At 37.9% G+C, this 14969-nt stretch carries 18 protein-coding genes and 1 riboswitch; of the genes, 10 read left to right on the top strand and 8 right to left on the bottom strand.

Annotated features, from left to right (window positions below; all coding sequences use genetic code 11):
* Positions 1 to 13: 13 nt before the first annotated feature.
* Positions 14 to 1348 (bottom strand): cytochrome ubiquinol oxidase subunit I, encoded by a 1335-nt coding sequence (locus ACMX9J_RS17695; protein ID WP_028411859.1) that lies wholly within the window; start codon positions 1346 to 1348, stop codon positions 14 to 16.
* 152 nt (positions 1349 to 1500) lie between these two features.
* On the opposite strand from ACMX9J_RS17695, the gene ACMX9J_RS17700 reads away from it, so the two are divergent.
* On the top strand, positions 1501 to 1746 hold the full coding sequence (locus ACMX9J_RS17700) for a type B 50S ribosomal protein L31 (protein ID WP_013059552.1): 246 nt from the start codon (positions 1501 to 1503) through the stop codon (positions 1744 to 1746).
* 29 nt (positions 1747 to 1775) lie between these two features.
* Here ACMX9J_RS17700 and ACMX9J_RS17705 read toward each other — a convergent pair whose 3' ends face one another.
* Together ACMX9J_RS17705 and ACMX9J_RS17710 are read right to left on the bottom strand one after the other, a co-directional pair.
* The gene (locus tag ACMX9J_RS17705; protein WP_028411857.1) at positions 1776 to 2735 is read right to left on the bottom strand and encodes a metal ABC transporter solute-binding protein, Zn/Mn family; all 960 of its coding nucleotides are present in this window, start codon (positions 2733 to 2735) and stop codon (positions 1776 to 1778) included.
* Positions 2736 to 2818: 83 nt separating this feature from the next.
* On the bottom strand, positions 2819 to 4006 hold the full coding sequence (locus ACMX9J_RS17710; RefSeq protein WP_416226067.1) for a GTP-binding protein: 1188 nt from the start codon (positions 4004 to 4006) through the stop codon (positions 2819 to 2821).
* 119 nt (positions 4007 to 4125) lie between these two features.
* Here ACMX9J_RS17710 and ACMX9J_RS17715 point away from each other — a divergent pair, with 119 nt between their 5' ends.
* Positions 4126 to 4698, top strand: coding sequence for a beta-class carbonic anhydrase (locus tag ACMX9J_RS17715; protein ID WP_028411855.1), 573 nt, complete (start codon positions 4126 to 4128; stop codon positions 4696 to 4698).
* A gap of 3 nt (positions 4699 to 4701) precedes the next feature.
* On the opposite strand, the gene yidD is transcribed toward ACMX9J_RS17715, so the two are convergent.
* On the bottom strand, positions 4702 to 4929 hold the full coding sequence (yidD, locus tag ACMX9J_RS17720) for a membrane protein insertion efficiency factor YidD (RefSeq protein ID WP_080754454.1): 228 nt from the start codon (positions 4927 to 4929) through the stop codon (positions 4702 to 4704).
* Between the two features lie 150 nt (positions 4930 to 5079).
* Between yidD and ACMX9J_RS17725 the strand changes: the two genes are divergently transcribed.
* From ACMX9J_RS17725 to ytkD, 5 genes are all read left to right on the top strand, one after another.
* Positions 5080 to 5553 (top strand): S-ribosylhomocysteine lyase, encoded by a 474-nt coding sequence (locus tag ACMX9J_RS17725; RefSeq protein WP_013059547.1) that lies wholly within the window; start codon positions 5080 to 5082, stop codon positions 5551 to 5553.
* Positions 5554 to 5716: 163 nt separating this feature from the next.
* Positions 5717 to 6157, top strand: a complete 441-nt coding sequence (locus tag ACMX9J_RS17730) for a Dps family protein (RefSeq protein ID WP_013059546.1) — start codon at positions 5717 to 5719, stop codon at positions 6155 to 6157.
* Between the two features lie 81 nt (positions 6158 to 6238).
* The gene (locus ACMX9J_RS17735; protein WP_014457957.1) at positions 6239 to 6664 is read left to right on the top strand and encodes a phage holin family protein; all 426 of its coding nucleotides are present in this window, start codon (positions 6239 to 6241) and stop codon (positions 6662 to 6664) included.
* Between the two features lie 74 nt (positions 6665 to 6738).
* Positions 6739 to 7059 (top strand): hypothetical protein, encoded by a 321-nt coding sequence (locus tag ACMX9J_RS17740; RefSeq protein ID WP_033579584.1) that lies wholly within the window; start codon positions 6739 to 6741, stop codon positions 7057 to 7059.
* Positions 7060 to 7163: 104 nt separating this feature from the next.
* Positions 7164 to 7634, top strand: coding sequence for an RNA deprotection pyrophosphohydrolase (gene ytkD, locus ACMX9J_RS17745; protein ID WP_034271379.1), 471 nt, complete (start codon positions 7164 to 7166; stop codon positions 7632 to 7634).
* Between the two features lie 46 nt (positions 7635 to 7680).
* On the opposite strand, the gene ACMX9J_RS17750 is transcribed toward ytkD, so the two are convergent.
* From ACMX9J_RS17750 to ACMX9J_RS17760, 3 genes are read right to left on the bottom strand one after another with little or no spacing between them, the layout of a single operon-like run.
* Positions 7681 to 8487 carry an ABC transporter permease gene (locus ACMX9J_RS17750; protein ID WP_416226068.1) on the bottom strand — a complete coding sequence of 269 codons (807 nt, stop codon included), beginning with the start codon at positions 8485 to 8487 and terminating at the stop codon, positions 7681 to 7683.
* The gene (locus ACMX9J_RS17755) at positions 8474 to 9244 is read right to left on the bottom strand and encodes an ABC transporter ATP-binding protein (protein WP_025750714.1); all 771 of its coding nucleotides are present in this window, start codon (positions 9242 to 9244) and stop codon (positions 8474 to 8476) included. Before ACMX9J_RS17755 ends, ACMX9J_RS17750 begins: the two co-directional genes overlap by 14 nt.
* Before the next feature lies 1 nt (position 9245).
* Positions 9246 to 10244, bottom strand: a complete 999-nt coding sequence (locus ACMX9J_RS17760; RefSeq protein WP_416226069.1) for an ABC transporter substrate-binding protein — start codon at positions 10242 to 10244, stop codon at positions 9246 to 9248.
* Positions 10245 to 10416: 172 nt separating this feature from the next.
* On the opposite strand from ACMX9J_RS17760, the gene ACMX9J_RS17765 reads away from it, so the two are divergent.
* Positions 10417 to 11199, top strand: coding sequence for an alpha/beta hydrolase family protein (locus ACMX9J_RS17765; protein WP_416226070.1), 783 nt, complete (start codon positions 10417 to 10419; stop codon positions 11197 to 11199).
* 54 nt (positions 11200 to 11253) lie between these two features.
* Entirely contained in the window at positions 11254 to 11496 is a 243-nt protein-coding gene (locus ACMX9J_RS17770) for a DUF2584 domain-containing protein (protein ID WP_028411849.1), read from the top strand.
* Positions 11497 to 11530: 34 nt separating this feature from the next.
* Here ACMX9J_RS17770 and pckA read toward each other — a convergent pair whose 3' ends face one another.
* On the bottom strand, positions 11531 to 13120 hold the full coding sequence (gene pckA / locus ACMX9J_RS17775) for a phosphoenolpyruvate carboxykinase (ATP) (protein ID WP_028411848.1): 1590 nt from the start codon (positions 13118 to 13120) through the stop codon (positions 11531 to 11533).
* A 374-nt stretch (positions 13121 to 13494) separates the two neighbouring features.
* Positions 13495 to 13612: riboswitch (SAM riboswitch) on the top strand.
* Positions 13613 to 13744: 132 nt separating this feature from the next.
* On the opposite strand from pckA, the gene metK reads away from it, so the two are divergent.
* On the top strand, positions 13745 to 14947 hold the full coding sequence (metK, locus tag ACMX9J_RS17780; RefSeq protein ID WP_013059536.1) for a methionine adenosyltransferase: 1203 nt from the start codon (positions 13745 to 13747) through the stop codon (positions 14945 to 14947).
* Positions 14948 to 14969 lie beyond the last annotated feature (22 nt).

Here is a 14969-nt window from a genome sequence, read left to right on the forward strand (position 1 = left end):
TCTCACATCCTTTTTAATCTGCTTGCGCAGCAAGCTCTTTAGAAAGCGGATTTCGTCTAAAATAAAACACCAGTACAAGGGCGACTGCGGCCACGAGTACGATATAAACAAGCAAAAACAAGAAAAATAAAATATGCAAATTAGCAGAAGTAGTAACGGCTTCTGATGTACGCATGATGCGGTAAATGACCCAGGGTTGTCTGCCTGTACATGCGAAAATCCATCCGAATTCAATGCCCATGATCGCGAGAGGGCCCGTTGCGACAAATGCCCACATGAAAACTTTAGGGAAGCTTTTCTTCTTTAAAAACTTGTACCAAACAACGCCCACTAGCGCCACTAAAATTAAAATCGATCCGATAATGACCATACCGTTAAACAAGGTATGCACAAAAAGCGGCGGCCAATAATCTCTAGGGAAGTCATTGAGTCCAGTAATCACTGTATTAAAGCTATTACCCGACAAGAAGCTGAGCATCCATGGAAACTCAATGCCATACTTGACTCGCTGTTCTTTTTCATCTGTAAATCCGCCTAAAGCTAATGGCGCATGATCTTGCGTTTCAAATAGACCTTCAGCTGCTGCAAGTTTTTCGGGTTGATATTCGTATACTTTTTGCATCGATTCATGTCCATTCAAAGCTGTTACAAAAGAAAAAATCCCGCCGATTACTAATCCCATCATCAATGCTTTATGATGAAATTTATATTCTCTTGGATTATGTTTTCGCGCACGAAGCATTTTAAAGGCAGCGACTGAAGCAATGACAAAGCCTCCTGTTGTATAAGCAGAAACGGCTACGTGACCGGACGTTACAAAGAAACTCGGATTAAAGAAAGCTGCCCAAGGATCTACGCTTACAATTTCGCCATTTAAAATTCGAAAGCCAGCAGGTGTTCCTTCAAATGCGTGCACGTTTGTAATTAAAACGGCAGAGGCAAGAGCGCCTATTGCTACTAAAATGAGACTGATAATCCTCATTTTTCGAGAAATACGGTCCGCTGCGTATACGTAAATAGAGAGAAAAAGAGCCTCAATAAAGAAAGCATAAATTTCAATTTGAAAAGGAAGAGCCATCACTTTTCCTACGATTTCCATAAAACCCGGCCAAAGCAACGCTAATTGCACACCAGCAATCGTTCCCGTAGGAATAGCGACTCCAAGCAGGACAGCAGCTCCTTTTGTCCAGCGCTGTGCCATAAGTTCATAATCTTTATCTTTTGTTTTGTAGTAAAGAATTTCAGCCAATAAAATCATGAGAGGAATGCCGACGCCAAGAGTGGCAAAAATGATATGTACTCCCATGTTCAGACCAAACATTGAACGTGCAGTAACTAAATGATCCATTCATTTTTCAACCTTTCCAGTAAAGTATTGATAAACCTTATTGTCCACTTTTTACCACGCTTTATGCATCAGAATTGGTAAAACATATAACTTGAAAATAGTAATCATTACGATTATAATAAGTATATATTGTTTTAAAGGAGAGATATTTAATGAAAACAAATATTCATCCAGACTATCGTAAAGTTGTGTTTATGGATACAAATAGCGGGACATCATTTTTATCAGGATCTACAAAACAATCAAATGAGACCGTTCAATGGGAAGATGGCAACACATATCCGCTCTTAAAAGTTGAAATTAGTTCGGATACACATCCATTTTATACAGGAAAACAAAAATTTGCTGATAAAGGCGGCCGTGTGGAACGCTTTAAGCAAAAATATAAATTACAATAAAAAAACTAGCCGAGAGGCTAGTTTTTTTATTAATATAATGCTTTTTTCAACGTATCAATGTTGTGTTGCATAATGGAGAAATAATCTTCTTTATTTTTAACATCGTTTTTCGTTAATGACTCTAAGTTATGAAGTGTTAAAGCTTGAGCTCCCACTTCATTTTTTACAAGCGTAGACACTTTAGGCTTTAAATTTTGGTCAAAGATAAAGTATTTGATATGGTCTTTTTTTGCTTGTTTTACGATGTTTTCTAATTGTTTTTGAGACGGCTCATTTGTAGGAGATAAACCCGCTACGCTAATTTGCTTTAATCCGTATCGTTTTTCCCAGTAGCCGTAGGCTGCATGTGATACTAAAATTTCTTTATGAGGTGCGTCGCCAATCGTTGTTTTTAACTCTTGGTTCACATCTTCAAGCTGAGTCTTTAAGGATTGGAAGTTCTTTTCAAATTCTGCTTTTTTATCCGGTTTTAATTCAACAAGTTCATTTTTAATATTTTCTGCTAATTGAATAGCTAAAATAGGATCAAGCCAAACGTGAGGGTCTGTATCTCCGTGGTGATGCTCTTCTTCATGTGCATGTTCGTCCTCGTGGGCATGCTCATCTTCAGAACTCTTTGCTAGTTCAATTCCTTTTGCAGCTTCTACTAAAGCGACATCTTCATTCTTTAGCGTAGACTGTGCTTTATCTGCAAAGCCTTCAAGCCCAATTCCTGAGTAAACGAATGCGTCCGCGTTTGCGATTTTGACCATTGTTTTTGTGGTAGGTTCAAATGAGTGAGCATCTACACCGGTTGGTAAAATGCTTTTAGCTTCTACATATTTTCCACCGATTTTTTCAGTGAAATCCTGTAAAGGGTAAATTGTTGTGTAAACTTCTAATTTTTTATTTTTATTATCAGATGCGTTATTTGCACTGCTTGAACTGCACCCTGCAAGGGCTGTTCCAATTCCTAATGCCAGCACCATTAAAAGTGGTTTGAATTTCATTATGTTGCTCCTTCCGTTCGTATCGTAACCATTTATGACCTATGTTATTATATCGTAATTATTACGATTTGAAAACTAAAAATTTACGCACTTACTGTAAACTTAGGAAGGGGGTCTTTGAAAGTAGCCCAATCTTGATTCATTTCCTCATTTGTCAGCAAACAGTAGTCTAAAGTTTCAATTATTTCAGCTTTGTTCATATCAATACCAATCAATACAAGCTCGTTAATACGGTCTCCAAATTGTTCATCCCATTTTGCTCGTAATTCAGGTTCTTCCTTTAAGGTTTGTTCCCTTTCCTCTGCTGTGTACGTTGCGACCCATTCACCCGCTCCTTGAATCATAATGGACGTACCTGCTTGAGAAAGAAGTCCTGCCATATGGTTACGTGAAGCAAGCCAGAAAAATCCTTTTGCACGTACAATATCAACCGGCCAGTCCTCTAACCATTTCATAAAGCGTTCAGGATGAAGGGGACGATTCCTTCTATATACAAAAGAAGAAATACCAAACTCTTCTGTTTCAGGCGTATGGTGTTCTTCATTTAATTCTTTAATCCACCCGGCTCCTTGACTAGCTTTTTCAAAGTCGAATAAGTCGGTATGAAGTATGGCTTCAAGTTTTACCTCACTATTAATTGTTTGGATAACAGTGGCCTCTGAGTTTAATTTGTGAAGAACAGCCTGCAGCTCATCTGCATCATCTTTTGTTAACAAATCAACTTTGTTTAATAAAATGACGTTTGCAAATTCAATTTGATCGATTAATAAATCAACCACTTCTCTTTTATCGTTTTCATCCGTTCCTTCTTTGCGGTCTAATAAGCTTTCGCCGGATGAAAAGTCTTCCCAAAAGCGATTAGCATCTACTACAGTGACCATCGTATCTAATGAACATTTCTGAGTTAAATCAATGCCAAGCTCTTCATCAATATAAGTAAATGTTTGAGCAACAGGGATAGGTTCGCTGATTCCGGAAGATTCAATGACAATATAATCAATATCATCATTGTCAGCGAGGCGTTCTACCTCTTTCATTAAATCATCTCGAAGCGTACAGCAAATACAGCCATTTTGCATTTCAACAAGTTTTTCTTCTGTTCGAGAAAATCCGCCTTGTTTAACTAAGTCTGCATCAATATTTACTTCGCTCATGTCATTGACAATGACCGCGACCTTTAAACCTTCTTTATTTTTTAAAATATGGTTCAAAAGAGTTGTTTTACCTGACCCAAGGTATCCGCTTAAAACGGTAACGGGAATTTTTTTCACTGTTATAACCTACTTTCTTGTCTTTAAATAATAATGATTACGATTTAACACTTTTCATCTTATAGGAAAAAGTATTATAATACAAGAAAGAATTTTTTTTATGAAGGAGAAGACAGCAAATGAGCTTATTACAAGATGTTTTAGAATTCAACAAAAAATTTGTAGAAGAAAAGAAGTATGAACTTTACGAAACAAGCAAATTCCCTAATAAAAAAATGGTTATTTTATCGTGTATGGACACAAGATTGGTAGAATTGCTTCCGCACGCTTTAAATCTGCGTAACGGAGACGTGAAAATTGTTAAAAATGCAGGAGCACTTGTTTCACATCCATTTGGAAGTATTATGCGAAGCATTTTAGTAGCTGTGTACGAGCTACAAGCTGATGAGGTATGTGTAATTGGTCACCATGACTGCGGAGCAGGTAAACTTCAGGCGGAACCTTTTTTAGAGAAAGTAAGAGCAAAAGGCATCTCAGATGAAGTGATTAATACCATTGAATATTCTATGGACTTGAAAAAATGGTTAACGGGTTTTGATTCAGTAGAAGAGACTGTTCAGCATAGTGTAGAGACAATTCGTAATCATCCTCTATTTTCAAAAGATACTCCTGTACATGGACTAGTTATTGATCCAAATACAGGAAAGCTAGATGTTGTTGTAAATGGGTATGAAGCAATCGAAAACAACTAAAGCTTAGTGTGATTTTTTCTCAGGTACTTCATCGATGCCACCCGGATGGAACGGGTGGCATTTTAAAATGCGTTTTATAGTCAAATAAGATCCCTTTACGGCACCAAAGCGTTTAATGGATTCAACTCCGTACTGGGAGCAAGTAGGGTAAAACCGGCACCTTGCCGGAAGAAAAGGCGAAATTCCTTTTTGATATCCTTTTATAAGTAAAAGCAAAAGCTTTGCAATCATTTATTATCACGTTCTTTCTTTCGTGTTTGCTCATACTATAAGGGATAGAAGGAATAAAAAGCAACTAAAAGAAATAAAGGTTATTAAATGGATGAAATATATCGGAATTGCATGTTATGATAGGTGAAAGAAGAAAAAAGGAGTGGTATTATGCCATCAGTAGAAAGTTTTGAGCTAGATCATAATGCGGTTAAAGCACCTTACGTAAGACACTGCGGTGTTCACAAAGTGGGAAGCGACGGCGTTGTAAATAAATTCGATATTCGTTTTTGCCAACCAAACAAACAAGCAATGAAGCCGGACGTTATTCATACGTTAGAGCATTTATTAGCTTTTAATATTCGTACTCATGTAGAAAAATACGATCACTTTGATATTATTGATATTTCGCCTATGGGATGTCAAACGGGATACTACTTAGTAGTGAGCGGGGAGCCGACTGTACGTGAAATTATTGATTTGTTGGACGATACGCTAAAAGATGCAATTAACATTACTGAAATTCCAGCAGCAAATGAAAAACAGTGCGGTCAAGCAAAACTTCACGATTTAGAAGGAGCAAAACGCTTGATGAAGTTCTGGTTAGAACAGGACAAAGAAGATTTAGAAAAAGTATTTGGCTAAAAATAAGCAGTCCGCTGGGCTGCTTATTTTATTTGGAAAAAGATGAAGACGTTTCTCCGAGTCTAAAGAAAGGGAAATGTCTCTTTTTATGAAAAAAATGTTTTAATCAACTAAAAAAGGGTACAACTATACTATATAAAGAGTTCACAAAGGAGCGAACAACATGGCAGCAAATGTAAATGAAATTGTTAATAAACAAGTGGCAAACTTTAGTGTAATGTACATAAAACTTCATAATTTTCATTGGTACGTGAAAGGTGAACAATTCTTCACTCTTCATGAAAAGTTTGAAGAGCTGTATACGGAAACAGCTACAATTATTGATGACCTTGCAGAACGCCTTTTAGCACTAGAAGGAAAACCTGTGGCAACAATGAAAGAATCGTTAGAGCTTTCTTCTATTAAAGAAGCGGATGGAAGCGAAACGGCTAAAGACATGGTTGCTTCTTTAGTAAGCGATTTTGATACGCTAACTGCTGAATTAAAAGAAGGAATGGATGCAGCCGGTGAAGCGGGCGATGAAACAACAGGAGACATGCTGTTAGCTATTCATCAAAGCTTAGAAAAACATACGTGGATGTTAAAGTCATTCCTAGGCAAGTAAGTAAAACCTGCGAGCAATCGCAGGTTTTTTTATGATAAGATGGACGAACACTTTTTTTTCACCGGCATATACTGTAGGGATATGACTGCTGAAAGGGTGAAAAAAGTGGATATGCAGAAGCTTTCTGTCTTGATAATTTCAAGTTTAGGTTCACTGGCTTTTTTTTTATTTGGAGAGTGGGACTATTTACTAATGGCTTTAGTAGCATTAGTGGCAATGGATTACTTGACAGGCACGATTGCAGCTTTTATAAATAAACGTTTATCTAGCAAAGTAGGTTTTAAAGGAATTGCCAAAAAAATTTTTATTTTTGCCATGATTGCTGTAGCAAACTTTATCGATTCTGTATTTTGGGAAAACGGTCATATTATTCGAGATGGAGCTATTTTGTTCTATATTTTAAACGAAATGATTTCAATTACAGAAAACGCAAGAATTGTAGGGGTTCCAATTCCAGAGCCGTTAAAAAAAGCAATAGCGATTTTAAAAGACCGCTTTAAATCGTAGAGTGTATAAAAAAAGAATAAGATACACATAAGAAAGATAAGTTGGCACTAGAAAGAAGGAGCTGAATATCTTTCATGACAAAAAAATATTATGTATCTCTGAGTTCAGGGGAAATCAATCAGTCAAATACTGCTTCAGATTGGAATTATGCGATTGAAGCAACAGATGAAGAAGTGGAGCAGCTGAGAACCTATTTAGATCAGCGCGCTTCAAGCGATTGGTCAAGCTTTTGGCGATCCCATATTCCGTATCTGGAATATCATCATGATTCTCAAAATGATATGTACGATAAAACAACAGTTGACATATATGCCATGCTTTATCAGCTGGGAGACGATGAAACAAAATCACATATCAAACAGATGAATATTTTATCTTCAGATAGAACGGAATAAGGGGTAAAATGCAAAGAAAAAAAGTACGAGCATACTTTTCTTATCAGGTATGGCCGTAATGTATGATAAAATAAGGGAAAAATCAAATGGAGTTTGAGTCGACCATGTACACATTTAAGGATGCATATCATAATCAAGTATTTTTATCATTTGAAAAAAATCCATTCTCGAAAACTCCACGTCATGTTTGGGTCGTATGCAGGTATGAAAATCAATGGTTGCTAACGAATCACTCAAAACGAGGTTTAGAATTTCCCGGAGGAAAACTAGAAGGCAATGAAATACCAGAAGAAGCAGCGGTTCGAGAAGTGTTTGAAGAAACAGGCGGAGAAGTCTCTTCTTTAACTTATATTGGTCAATATAAAGTAGTAAGTAAAGGAAAGACCATTATTAAAAATATTTATTTTGCTACGATTGGAAATGTAATTAAAAAAGAAGACTACATGGAAACAGATGGTCCCGTAATGATTGACGAACTACCTTCGGGCATTCAACAAGATGATGCGTACAGCTTCATTATGAAAGATAATGTTTTGCAGTATGTAATGAAATATGTAAAGCGAACATTTTTGTAAAAGCATCATATCAACGAAAATACCCCCGTTTGTACGGGGGTATTTTTTATGAGCGTCGGATCAATTTCTTTTCTAGATAAGCCACGCCTTGGTACATAATCGTAGCGAAAATGGCAATTAATAATAAGCTGAGAAGAACAAGAGTAAAGTTGAAGACTTGGAAACCATAAATAATCATATATCCAAGCCCTTTTGAAGAAACTAAAAATTCTCCTACGATGACGCCTACCCAAGATAAACCGACGTTTACTTTAAATGTGGAAATAATGGCAGGCATGGAAGCTGGAAGAATTGCTTCTTTAAAACAGCGGGTTTTCGTTGCCCCGAAGCTTTTTAGTAATTTAATATAGTTTGGATCCACTTCTTTAAAGGCTGTGTAAACGACGATGGATGTAATGATAACGGATATAATCGCTCCCATCGTTAAAATTGAGAAAAATCCTGGCCCAATTGCTACAATTAAAATAGGGCCCAGCGCTACTTTAGGCATGGCGTTTAAAATAACGAGGTAAGGGTCTAATATATGTGCAAGCCTAGTTGAATACCAAAGGGCCGTTGCAAGTAAAATACCTAGCACTGTGCCTAAAATGAAGCCAAGAACTGTTTCGAATAACGTAAAACCAATATGTTCTGCCAGCGAGCCGTCGGCAAGTTTAATTAAAAATAAATGCCATACTTTAGTAGGGGAACTGAAGATTAAAGGGTCAATCCACTTTAAACGAGAAGCCAGTTCCCAGAAGCTAAAAAAGGCTAAGAAAATGACCAGCTGTACGTTCAGTACTAATCGTTTTTCGCCCCGAACCTTGCGAAGGTAGCTTTCGTGAAGAGTATCTAGGGAGCTAGTGGGTTTCAAGTTGATCAAGCTCCTTCCATATGTCCATAAATAAATCGTTATAGACAGGATGCTGTCGTGCTTCAAACGGAGAGAGGGTTCGTAAAATAGAAGGAACCGTGAATGTTTTTGCGATTTTTCCTGGCTTGGCTGAGAATAAAAAGATTCGGCTGCTCATAGCAATGGCTTCGCCGATATCGTGCGTGACCAAAACGGCCGTTTTTTGATAAGTCATCAGTGTTTTGGAGACAAGTTCTTCAAGCTTGAGTTTTGTTTGAAAATCAAGTGCTGAAAAAGGTTCATCCAAGAGTAAAATAGCGGGGTCAATGGCAAGTGTTCGGACTAAAGCGACGCGTTGTCTCATGCCTCCGGATAACTGGTGTGGATATAGGTCATCTACGCCTTGTAGACCAATTTCTTTTAGGAGCAGCAGTGCTTTACTCTCCGTTTTGTCTGTTAGCTGTCCGCGAATTTCAAGCCCAAGTAAAATATTTTCTTTAATGGTTTTCCACGGAAACAAATAATCTTGTTGAAGCATATAACCGATGTTTGGAACTGATGTTCCGATATTTTCACCGTCTATTGTGACAGAGCCTGACGTTGGTTCAATCAAGCCTGCAATAATCGATAGAAGCGTCGTTTTTCCACATCCGCTTGGGCCGAGAAAGGAAACGAATTCTCCTTCTTCAATAGACAAATTAATATGTTCAAGTGCAGTGGTAGCAGACTTTGTCGTAAGGTACATATGTTGAACATCTTGAATGTGAAGTTTTGTCATATTACTCCCTCATTGCATCTTTTGCGAATTTTGTGTTGACTAGCTTGCTGTGATTAATGTGTCTTGGAAGTTCTCCAGATTCGTCCATGATTGTTTGTAAATGATCCCACTCTTTCTCATCTAATAAAGGGTTAGTTGCAAAGGATTTTTGCGATTTATAGCGGTCAATAACAGTTTTTAGCGTGTCTTTAGGTGTATCTTCAAAATACGGTGCAACCACTTCAGCAATTTCATCTGTGCTATGTGTATTCACCCATTTTTGTGCTTTGTAAATAGCTCGAGTAAATTTAGCTGCTGCTTCAGGGTTATCTTTTAAATAGCTTTCTTTGGCCATAAATGTTGTATAAGGAACTGTTCCTGATTCTTTTCCGAAGGAAGCAACGATATGTCCTTTTCCTTGTTTCTCTAAAATACTAGCCGTTGGCTCAAATAATTGAACGTAATCTCCAGTACCAGAAGCAAAAGCATTCGCAACGTTAGCAAAATCAATGTTCTGAACGAGTTTTACATCTTTTTTAGGATCAATATTATGCTGTTTTAACACATATTCCCCTACCATTTGCGGCATGCCGCCTTTGCGTTGACCAAGAAACGTTTTGCCTTTAAGCTGATCCCATGAAAATTGATCGACCTTTTTACGTGCTACTAGAAATGTTCCGTCGGTTTGGGTTAGCTGTGCAAAGTTGATGACGGGATCACTAGACCCTTGTGCATATACGTAGATTGACGTTTCCGAGCCGACTAAGGCGACGTCGATGCCATCAGATAAAAGTGACGTCATTGTCTTATCTCCGCCCCAAGTTGTTTTTAAATCTACCTTTAGTCCTTCTTCTTCAAAAAAGCCTTTTGAAATAGCGACGTACTGGGGAGCATAAAAGATAGAGCGAGTTACTTCGCCGACACGAACCGTTTGTACAGATGTTGTTTTGCTGCAGCTAATTAGTGGAATGAGTAAAATCATAATAGCAAGCAAAGAAAAAAGCCATTTAATTGGTTTCATAAAGCAAGCCTCCTTAAAGTAATAAAATATTTTATGATAATGTATGTAAAGAAGTGGAAGAAGGTGAGTGCCTATATAACTATGTGGAAAATCAAAGAAGTAGTAGTCAACGACTGAAAGTAAACCTTAGCGGAAGAAAGTAGGCTAGTTATATAAAGAATGGAGGAAAAAAATGAAAGATGGAACAATTCTTTATAAACAGCGTTTCCCATCATCAAATCCTCGCGTGACGCTGTGGGTGATTACATATGCATGTCAAGGGCTTAAGATTAAAGGAATGCTTGCAGAGCCAAAAGAAAAAGGAATGTATGACGGCTTTTTATACTTAAGAGGAGGTATTAAGAACGTAGGAACGGTTCGCCCTGCTCGACTCATTCAATTTGCTTCACAAGGTTTTATTGTGATGGCTCCGTTCTATAGGGGAAATCAAGGAGGCGAAGGAAACGAAGATTTTGCAGGAGATGATCGTTACGATGCTTTTGCTGCTTACGATTTACTGAAACAGCTCCCTAACGTCCACCATGACCGCATTCATATTTTTGGGTTTTCACGAGGGGGAGTGATGGCTTTACTCACAGCCATTGAAAAAAAAGACAGCCGTTCTCTTGTGCTATGGGGAGGCGTCACGGATATGGTGCTGACATATGAAGAAAGAGAAGATTTAAGAAGAATGATGAAGCGGGTGATTGGAGGAACTCCTTCTAAATATCCTGAAAGATACGAATGGAGGACACCTTTGCATCGTGCTCATCTCGTCGAGCCGCCGGTCTTGCTTATTCATGGTTTAGAAGATAAAAACGTCTCAATTGATCATTCCTATCAGCTCGAATCTAAACTAAAGAAGTCCAATAAAAAAGTTACCAGCTGGTATTTTGAAAACTTTCCACATGCTTTTCCACCAAAAGAAAACCGAGAAACGGTAAAGAAGTTAACGAAGTGGATGAAAGCGCAATAAAAGATATGCTACGATAGAAAAAACAAGTAGAATAACAGTGAGGAGTGAGAGAAAATGGGGATGCCGCTAGAATTAAATACAATGATTGTGACAAAAGGCAACGAAAAGCGTGTAACAGATAACATTTTTCAAGTTGAGAAAAAAGGATATCGTTTGTATCCGTTGGATATTCCATTAAACATTCACAAAACGAAAAATGGAGAATGTATTGGAACTGCTGTTGTGCGTAAGGTAGAAATGGAGCAGGAAAAAACCATTGTCACATATGAACTGACAAAATTACATTCGACTAACTAAAAAAACGATCGTCTATAAGACGATCGGTTTTTTATTAGACTCTAGGTCCGCCTAATGTTGAAATGTCCGATGCTACATCATTAAAACGCTTGAAGTTCGCTTTGAATTTAGCGGCAAGTTCAGTTGCTTTTTGGTTATAAGCTGTTGCATCGTTCCATGCTTTAGAAGGCTGAAGCACTTCATCAGGAACTCCCGGAACATGAGTTGGAATCGATAAACCAAAAATAGCATCTGTTACTGTTTCGGTATTAGCTAGTTCTCCTTCAAGAGCTGCTTGAACCATAGCTCGAGTGTAACTTAACTTCATTCGTTCACCCACGCCGTATTCACCGCCGGTCCATCCAGTGTTTACAAGGTAGACATTTACGTTATGTTCATCGATTTTCTTTCCTAGCATTTCTGCATAAGTTGTTGGAGCAAGAGGTAAGAAAGGCTCACCAAAGCATGTAGAGAAAGTAGCCTGTGGCGATGTTACGCCGCGCTCTGTTCCAGCTAACTTACTAGTGTATCCGCTCAGAAAATGGTACATCGCTTGTTCTTTTGTAAGCTTGCTGATTGGAGGTAAGACGCCGAAGGCATCAGCAGTTAAAAAGACAATAGCTGTAGGGTGCCCAGCAACGCTTGGCAATACCGTATTATCAATAGAGTCAATTGAATAAGCGGCACGAGTATTCTCTGTTAAACTATTATCATTGTAATCTGCTACTTTCGTATTTTGATTCAACACTACATTTTCCAGTACTGCGCCGAAGCGAATTGCATTAAAAATTTGCGGTTCTTTTTCTTCGGAAAGCTGAATGCACTTCGCGTAGCAGCCTCCTTCAATATTAAATACACCAGAGCTTGACCAACCGTGCTCGTCATCTCCGATTAAACGACGGTTTGCATCAGCAGAAAGCGTTGTTTTACCCGTTCCAGATAAACCAAAGAATAATGCAACGTCACCTTCTTCTCCTACGTTAGCAGAACAGTGCATGGATAGAATATTGTTTTGAGGAAGCAAGAAGTTCATCACTGAAAAAATAGATTTTTTCATTTCACCAGCGTATTCAGTTCCTCCAATTAGCACAATGCGTCGCTCTAATGAAAGAATAATGAAGGTTTCAGAATTCGTCCCGTCTGTTTCAGGATCAGCTTTGAACGTTGGAGCTGCTACAATTGTAAACGGCTTCACATCATCATTTGTTTTTTGTTCAGCTGAAGGGCGAATGAATAACTGCTGAGCGAATAGGTTGTGCCATGCAAATTCATTAACTACTTGAATTGGTAACTGATACTTTTTATCAGCTCCAGCATATCCATTAAAAACAAAAAGTTCATCCTGTTTCTTTAAGTGGGTTAAGACTTTTTTGTATAGCGCATCGAATCGCTGAGCAGAAATTGGCTGATTGACGGGTCCCCATTCAACCGTTTTTGAAGATACAGCATCGCTTACAATAAATTTATCCAAAGGAGAGCGGCCTGTATATTTTCCGGTTTCGACTGACACAGCACCTGTAGAAGTCAGCGTTCCTTCGCGTCGAGCTAGAATTTTTTCAACAAGTTGTGGAACAGATAATTGGTGTTTTGTTGTTTTTAATTGAAGCAAACCATTTAATTCGATAGACATATCAACAGTACTCATGTGCACTACCTTCCTTTTTTAGCTATTATTTATTCATTAATGTTTGAAATTTATAATTAGTATAACACATTTATTTAATTATTCTATACTATTTAACTAAAAATGTTTGTGCATTATAAAAAAATGTACGTTATACCTATTTTAGACACATGTATATGTGCTAGAAGCGAAAAAAGTGAAGCTATTTCAAGTGAAAGCCTTTTTTTGGTCTGTCTTGTTAACCAAACTTCGTGATCATTCTTAATAAGGTATACTATTTTTAAATTTGAGTATGTTACATTAAAACAGATTCAAACATAAAGAGATGATTTCCATTTGAATGTTGTTGACAGTGAAGCGCTTTTTCATGTATTATATGTCCTTGAACGGATACTCTCTTATCCCGAGCTGGTGGAGGGACAGGCCCTGTGAAACCCAGCAACCATCGTCATTTTTTTGTGTAGACGATAAGGTGCTAACCTGATGCAAGGGCACAACCTTGATCGATAAGAGTGAAAGGCTTATGTAGAATTTGATACCTTTCCTCGATACAAGGAAAGGTTTTTTTATATTTTTTAACGTGTAATGAAAATAAGGGAATGAGTACCGTATCACAATGTATCGTATTTATAAGGAGGAAAACTGATGTCAACACAACGTCGTCTGTTCACGTCAGAATCTGTTACAGAGGGACATCCCGATAAAATTTGTGACCAAATTTCTGACTCAATTCTTGATGCTATCCTAGCAAAGGATCCAAATGCTCGTGTTGCTTGTGAAACAAGCGTAACAACTGGTTTAGTTTTAGTAAGCGGTGAAATTACAACTTCTACTTACGTGGATATTCCTAAAACAGTTCGTGAAACAATTAAAGGAATTGGCTATACTCGTGCAAAATACGGATTTGATGCTGAAACTTGTGCAGTATTAACATCTATCGACGAGCAGTCAGCTGATATCGCTGCTGGTGTAGACCAAGCGTTAGAAGCACGTGAAGGTCAAATGTCCGATGAAGAAATCGAAGCAATCGGAGCTGGAGACCAAGGGTTAATGTTTGGTTATGCATGTAACGAAACAAAAGAATTAATGCCTCTTCCAATTTCATTAGCTCATAAACTTGCTCGCCGTCTAACAGAAGTACGTAAAGAAGAAATTCTTCCTTACCTTCGCCCGGATGGTAAAACACAAGTAACAGTTGAATATGATGAAAACAACAAACCTGTTCGCATCGATACAATTGTTATTTCAACTCAGCATCACCCAGAAGTAACGTTAGAGCAAATTCAACGTAACTTAAAAGAATATGTAATTAATCCAGTTGTTCCAAATGAGTTAATTGATGAAAATACAAAGTATTTCATTAACCCAACAGGACGTTTCGTAATCGGCGGCCCTCAAGGAGATGCTGGTTTAACTGGTCGTAAAATTATCGTTGATACTTACGGCGGATATGCTCGTCACGGCGGCGGTGCATTCTCTGGTAAGGACGCAACAAAAGTAGACCGTTCAGCAGCTTATGCAGCTCGTTATGTTGCGAAAAACATTGTAGCAGCTGATCTTGCTGATAAATGTGAAGTACAACTAGCATATGCAATTGGTGTTGCACAGCCAGTATCTATTTCAATTGATACATTCGGTACAGGAAAAGTTTCTGAAGAAGTACTAGTAGATGTAGTACGCAAAAACTTTGACCTACGTCCAGCAGGCATCATTAAAATGCTTGATTTACGTCGCCCAATTTATAAGCAAACAGCAGCTTACGGTCACTTTGGTCGTACAGATGTGGAGCTTCCTTGGGAGTTCACAGACAAAGCTGAAGCATTAAAAACTCAAGCTTTAGCTAAATAATAAAAAAAATCTCCGTGAAAAC

The organism is Priestia sp. RMT2NF4 (assembly GCF_047872835.1).
GTDB classification, from domain to species: Bacteria; Bacillota; Bacilli; order Bacillales; family Bacillaceae_H; genus Priestia; species Priestia zanthoxyli.

What these genes read in the sequence shown, in the direction of transcription:
- ACMX9J_RS17755 (WP_025750714.1), bottom strand. Translation starts at nt 9,244, where the DNA reads ATGACAAAACTTCACATTCAAGATGTTCAACATATGTACCTTACGACA.
- ACMX9J_RS17730 (WP_013059546.1), top strand. Translation starts at nt 5,717, where the DNA reads ATGGCAGCAAATGTAAATGAAATTGTTAATAAACAAGTGGCAAACTTT.
- ACMX9J_RS17760 (WP_416226069.1), bottom strand. Translation starts at nt 10,244, where the DNA reads ATGAAACCAATTAAATGGCTTTTTTCTTTGCTTGCTATTATGATTTTA.
- yidD (WP_080754454.1), bottom strand. Translation starts at nt 4,929, where the DNA reads ATGATTGCAAAGCTTTTGCTTTTACTTATAAAAGGATATCAAAAAGGA.
- ACMX9J_RS17765 (WP_416226070.1), top strand. Translation starts at nt 10,417, where the DNA reads ATGAAAGATGGAACAATTCTTTATAAACAGCGTTTCCCATCATCAAAT.
- ACMX9J_RS17695 (WP_028411859.1), bottom strand. Translation starts at nt 1,348, where the DNA reads ATGGATCATTTAGTTACTGCACGTTCAATGTTTGGTCTGAACATGGGA.
- ytkD (WP_034271379.1), top strand. Translation starts at nt 7,164, where the DNA reads ATGTACACATTTAAGGATGCATATCATAATCAAGTATTTTTATCATTT.
- ACMX9J_RS17735 (WP_014457957.1), top strand. Translation starts at nt 6,239, where the DNA reads ATGACTGCTGAAAGGGTGAAAAAAGTGGATATGCAGAAGCTTTCTGTC.
- pckA (WP_028411848.1), bottom strand. Translation starts at nt 13,120, where the DNA reads ATGAGTACTGTTGATATGTCTATCGAATTAAATGGTTTGCTTCAATTA.
- ACMX9J_RS17740 (WP_033579584.1), top strand. Translation starts at nt 6,739, where the DNA reads ATGACAAAAAAATATTATGTATCTCTGAGTTCAGGGGAAATCAATCAG.
- ACMX9J_RS17770 (WP_028411849.1), top strand. Translation starts at nt 11,254, where the DNA reads ATGGGGATGCCGCTAGAATTAAATACAATGATTGTGACAAAAGGCAAC.
- ACMX9J_RS17725 (WP_013059547.1), top strand. Translation starts at nt 5,080, where the DNA reads ATGCCATCAGTAGAAAGTTTTGAGCTAGATCATAATGCGGTTAAAGCA.
- ACMX9J_RS17700 (WP_013059552.1), top strand. Translation starts at nt 1,501, where the DNA reads ATGAAAACAAATATTCATCCAGACTATCGTAAAGTTGTGTTTATGGAT.
- ACMX9J_RS17705 (WP_028411857.1), bottom strand. Translation starts at nt 2,735, where the DNA reads ATGAAATTCAAACCACTTTTAATGGTGCTGGCATTAGGAATTGGAACA.
- metK (WP_013059536.1), top strand. Translation starts at nt 13,745, where the DNA reads ATGTCAACACAACGTCGTCTGTTCACGTCAGAATCTGTTACAGAGGGA.
- ACMX9J_RS17715 (WP_028411855.1), top strand. Translation starts at nt 4,126, where the DNA reads ATGAGCTTATTACAAGATGTTTTAGAATTCAACAAAAAATTTGTAGAA.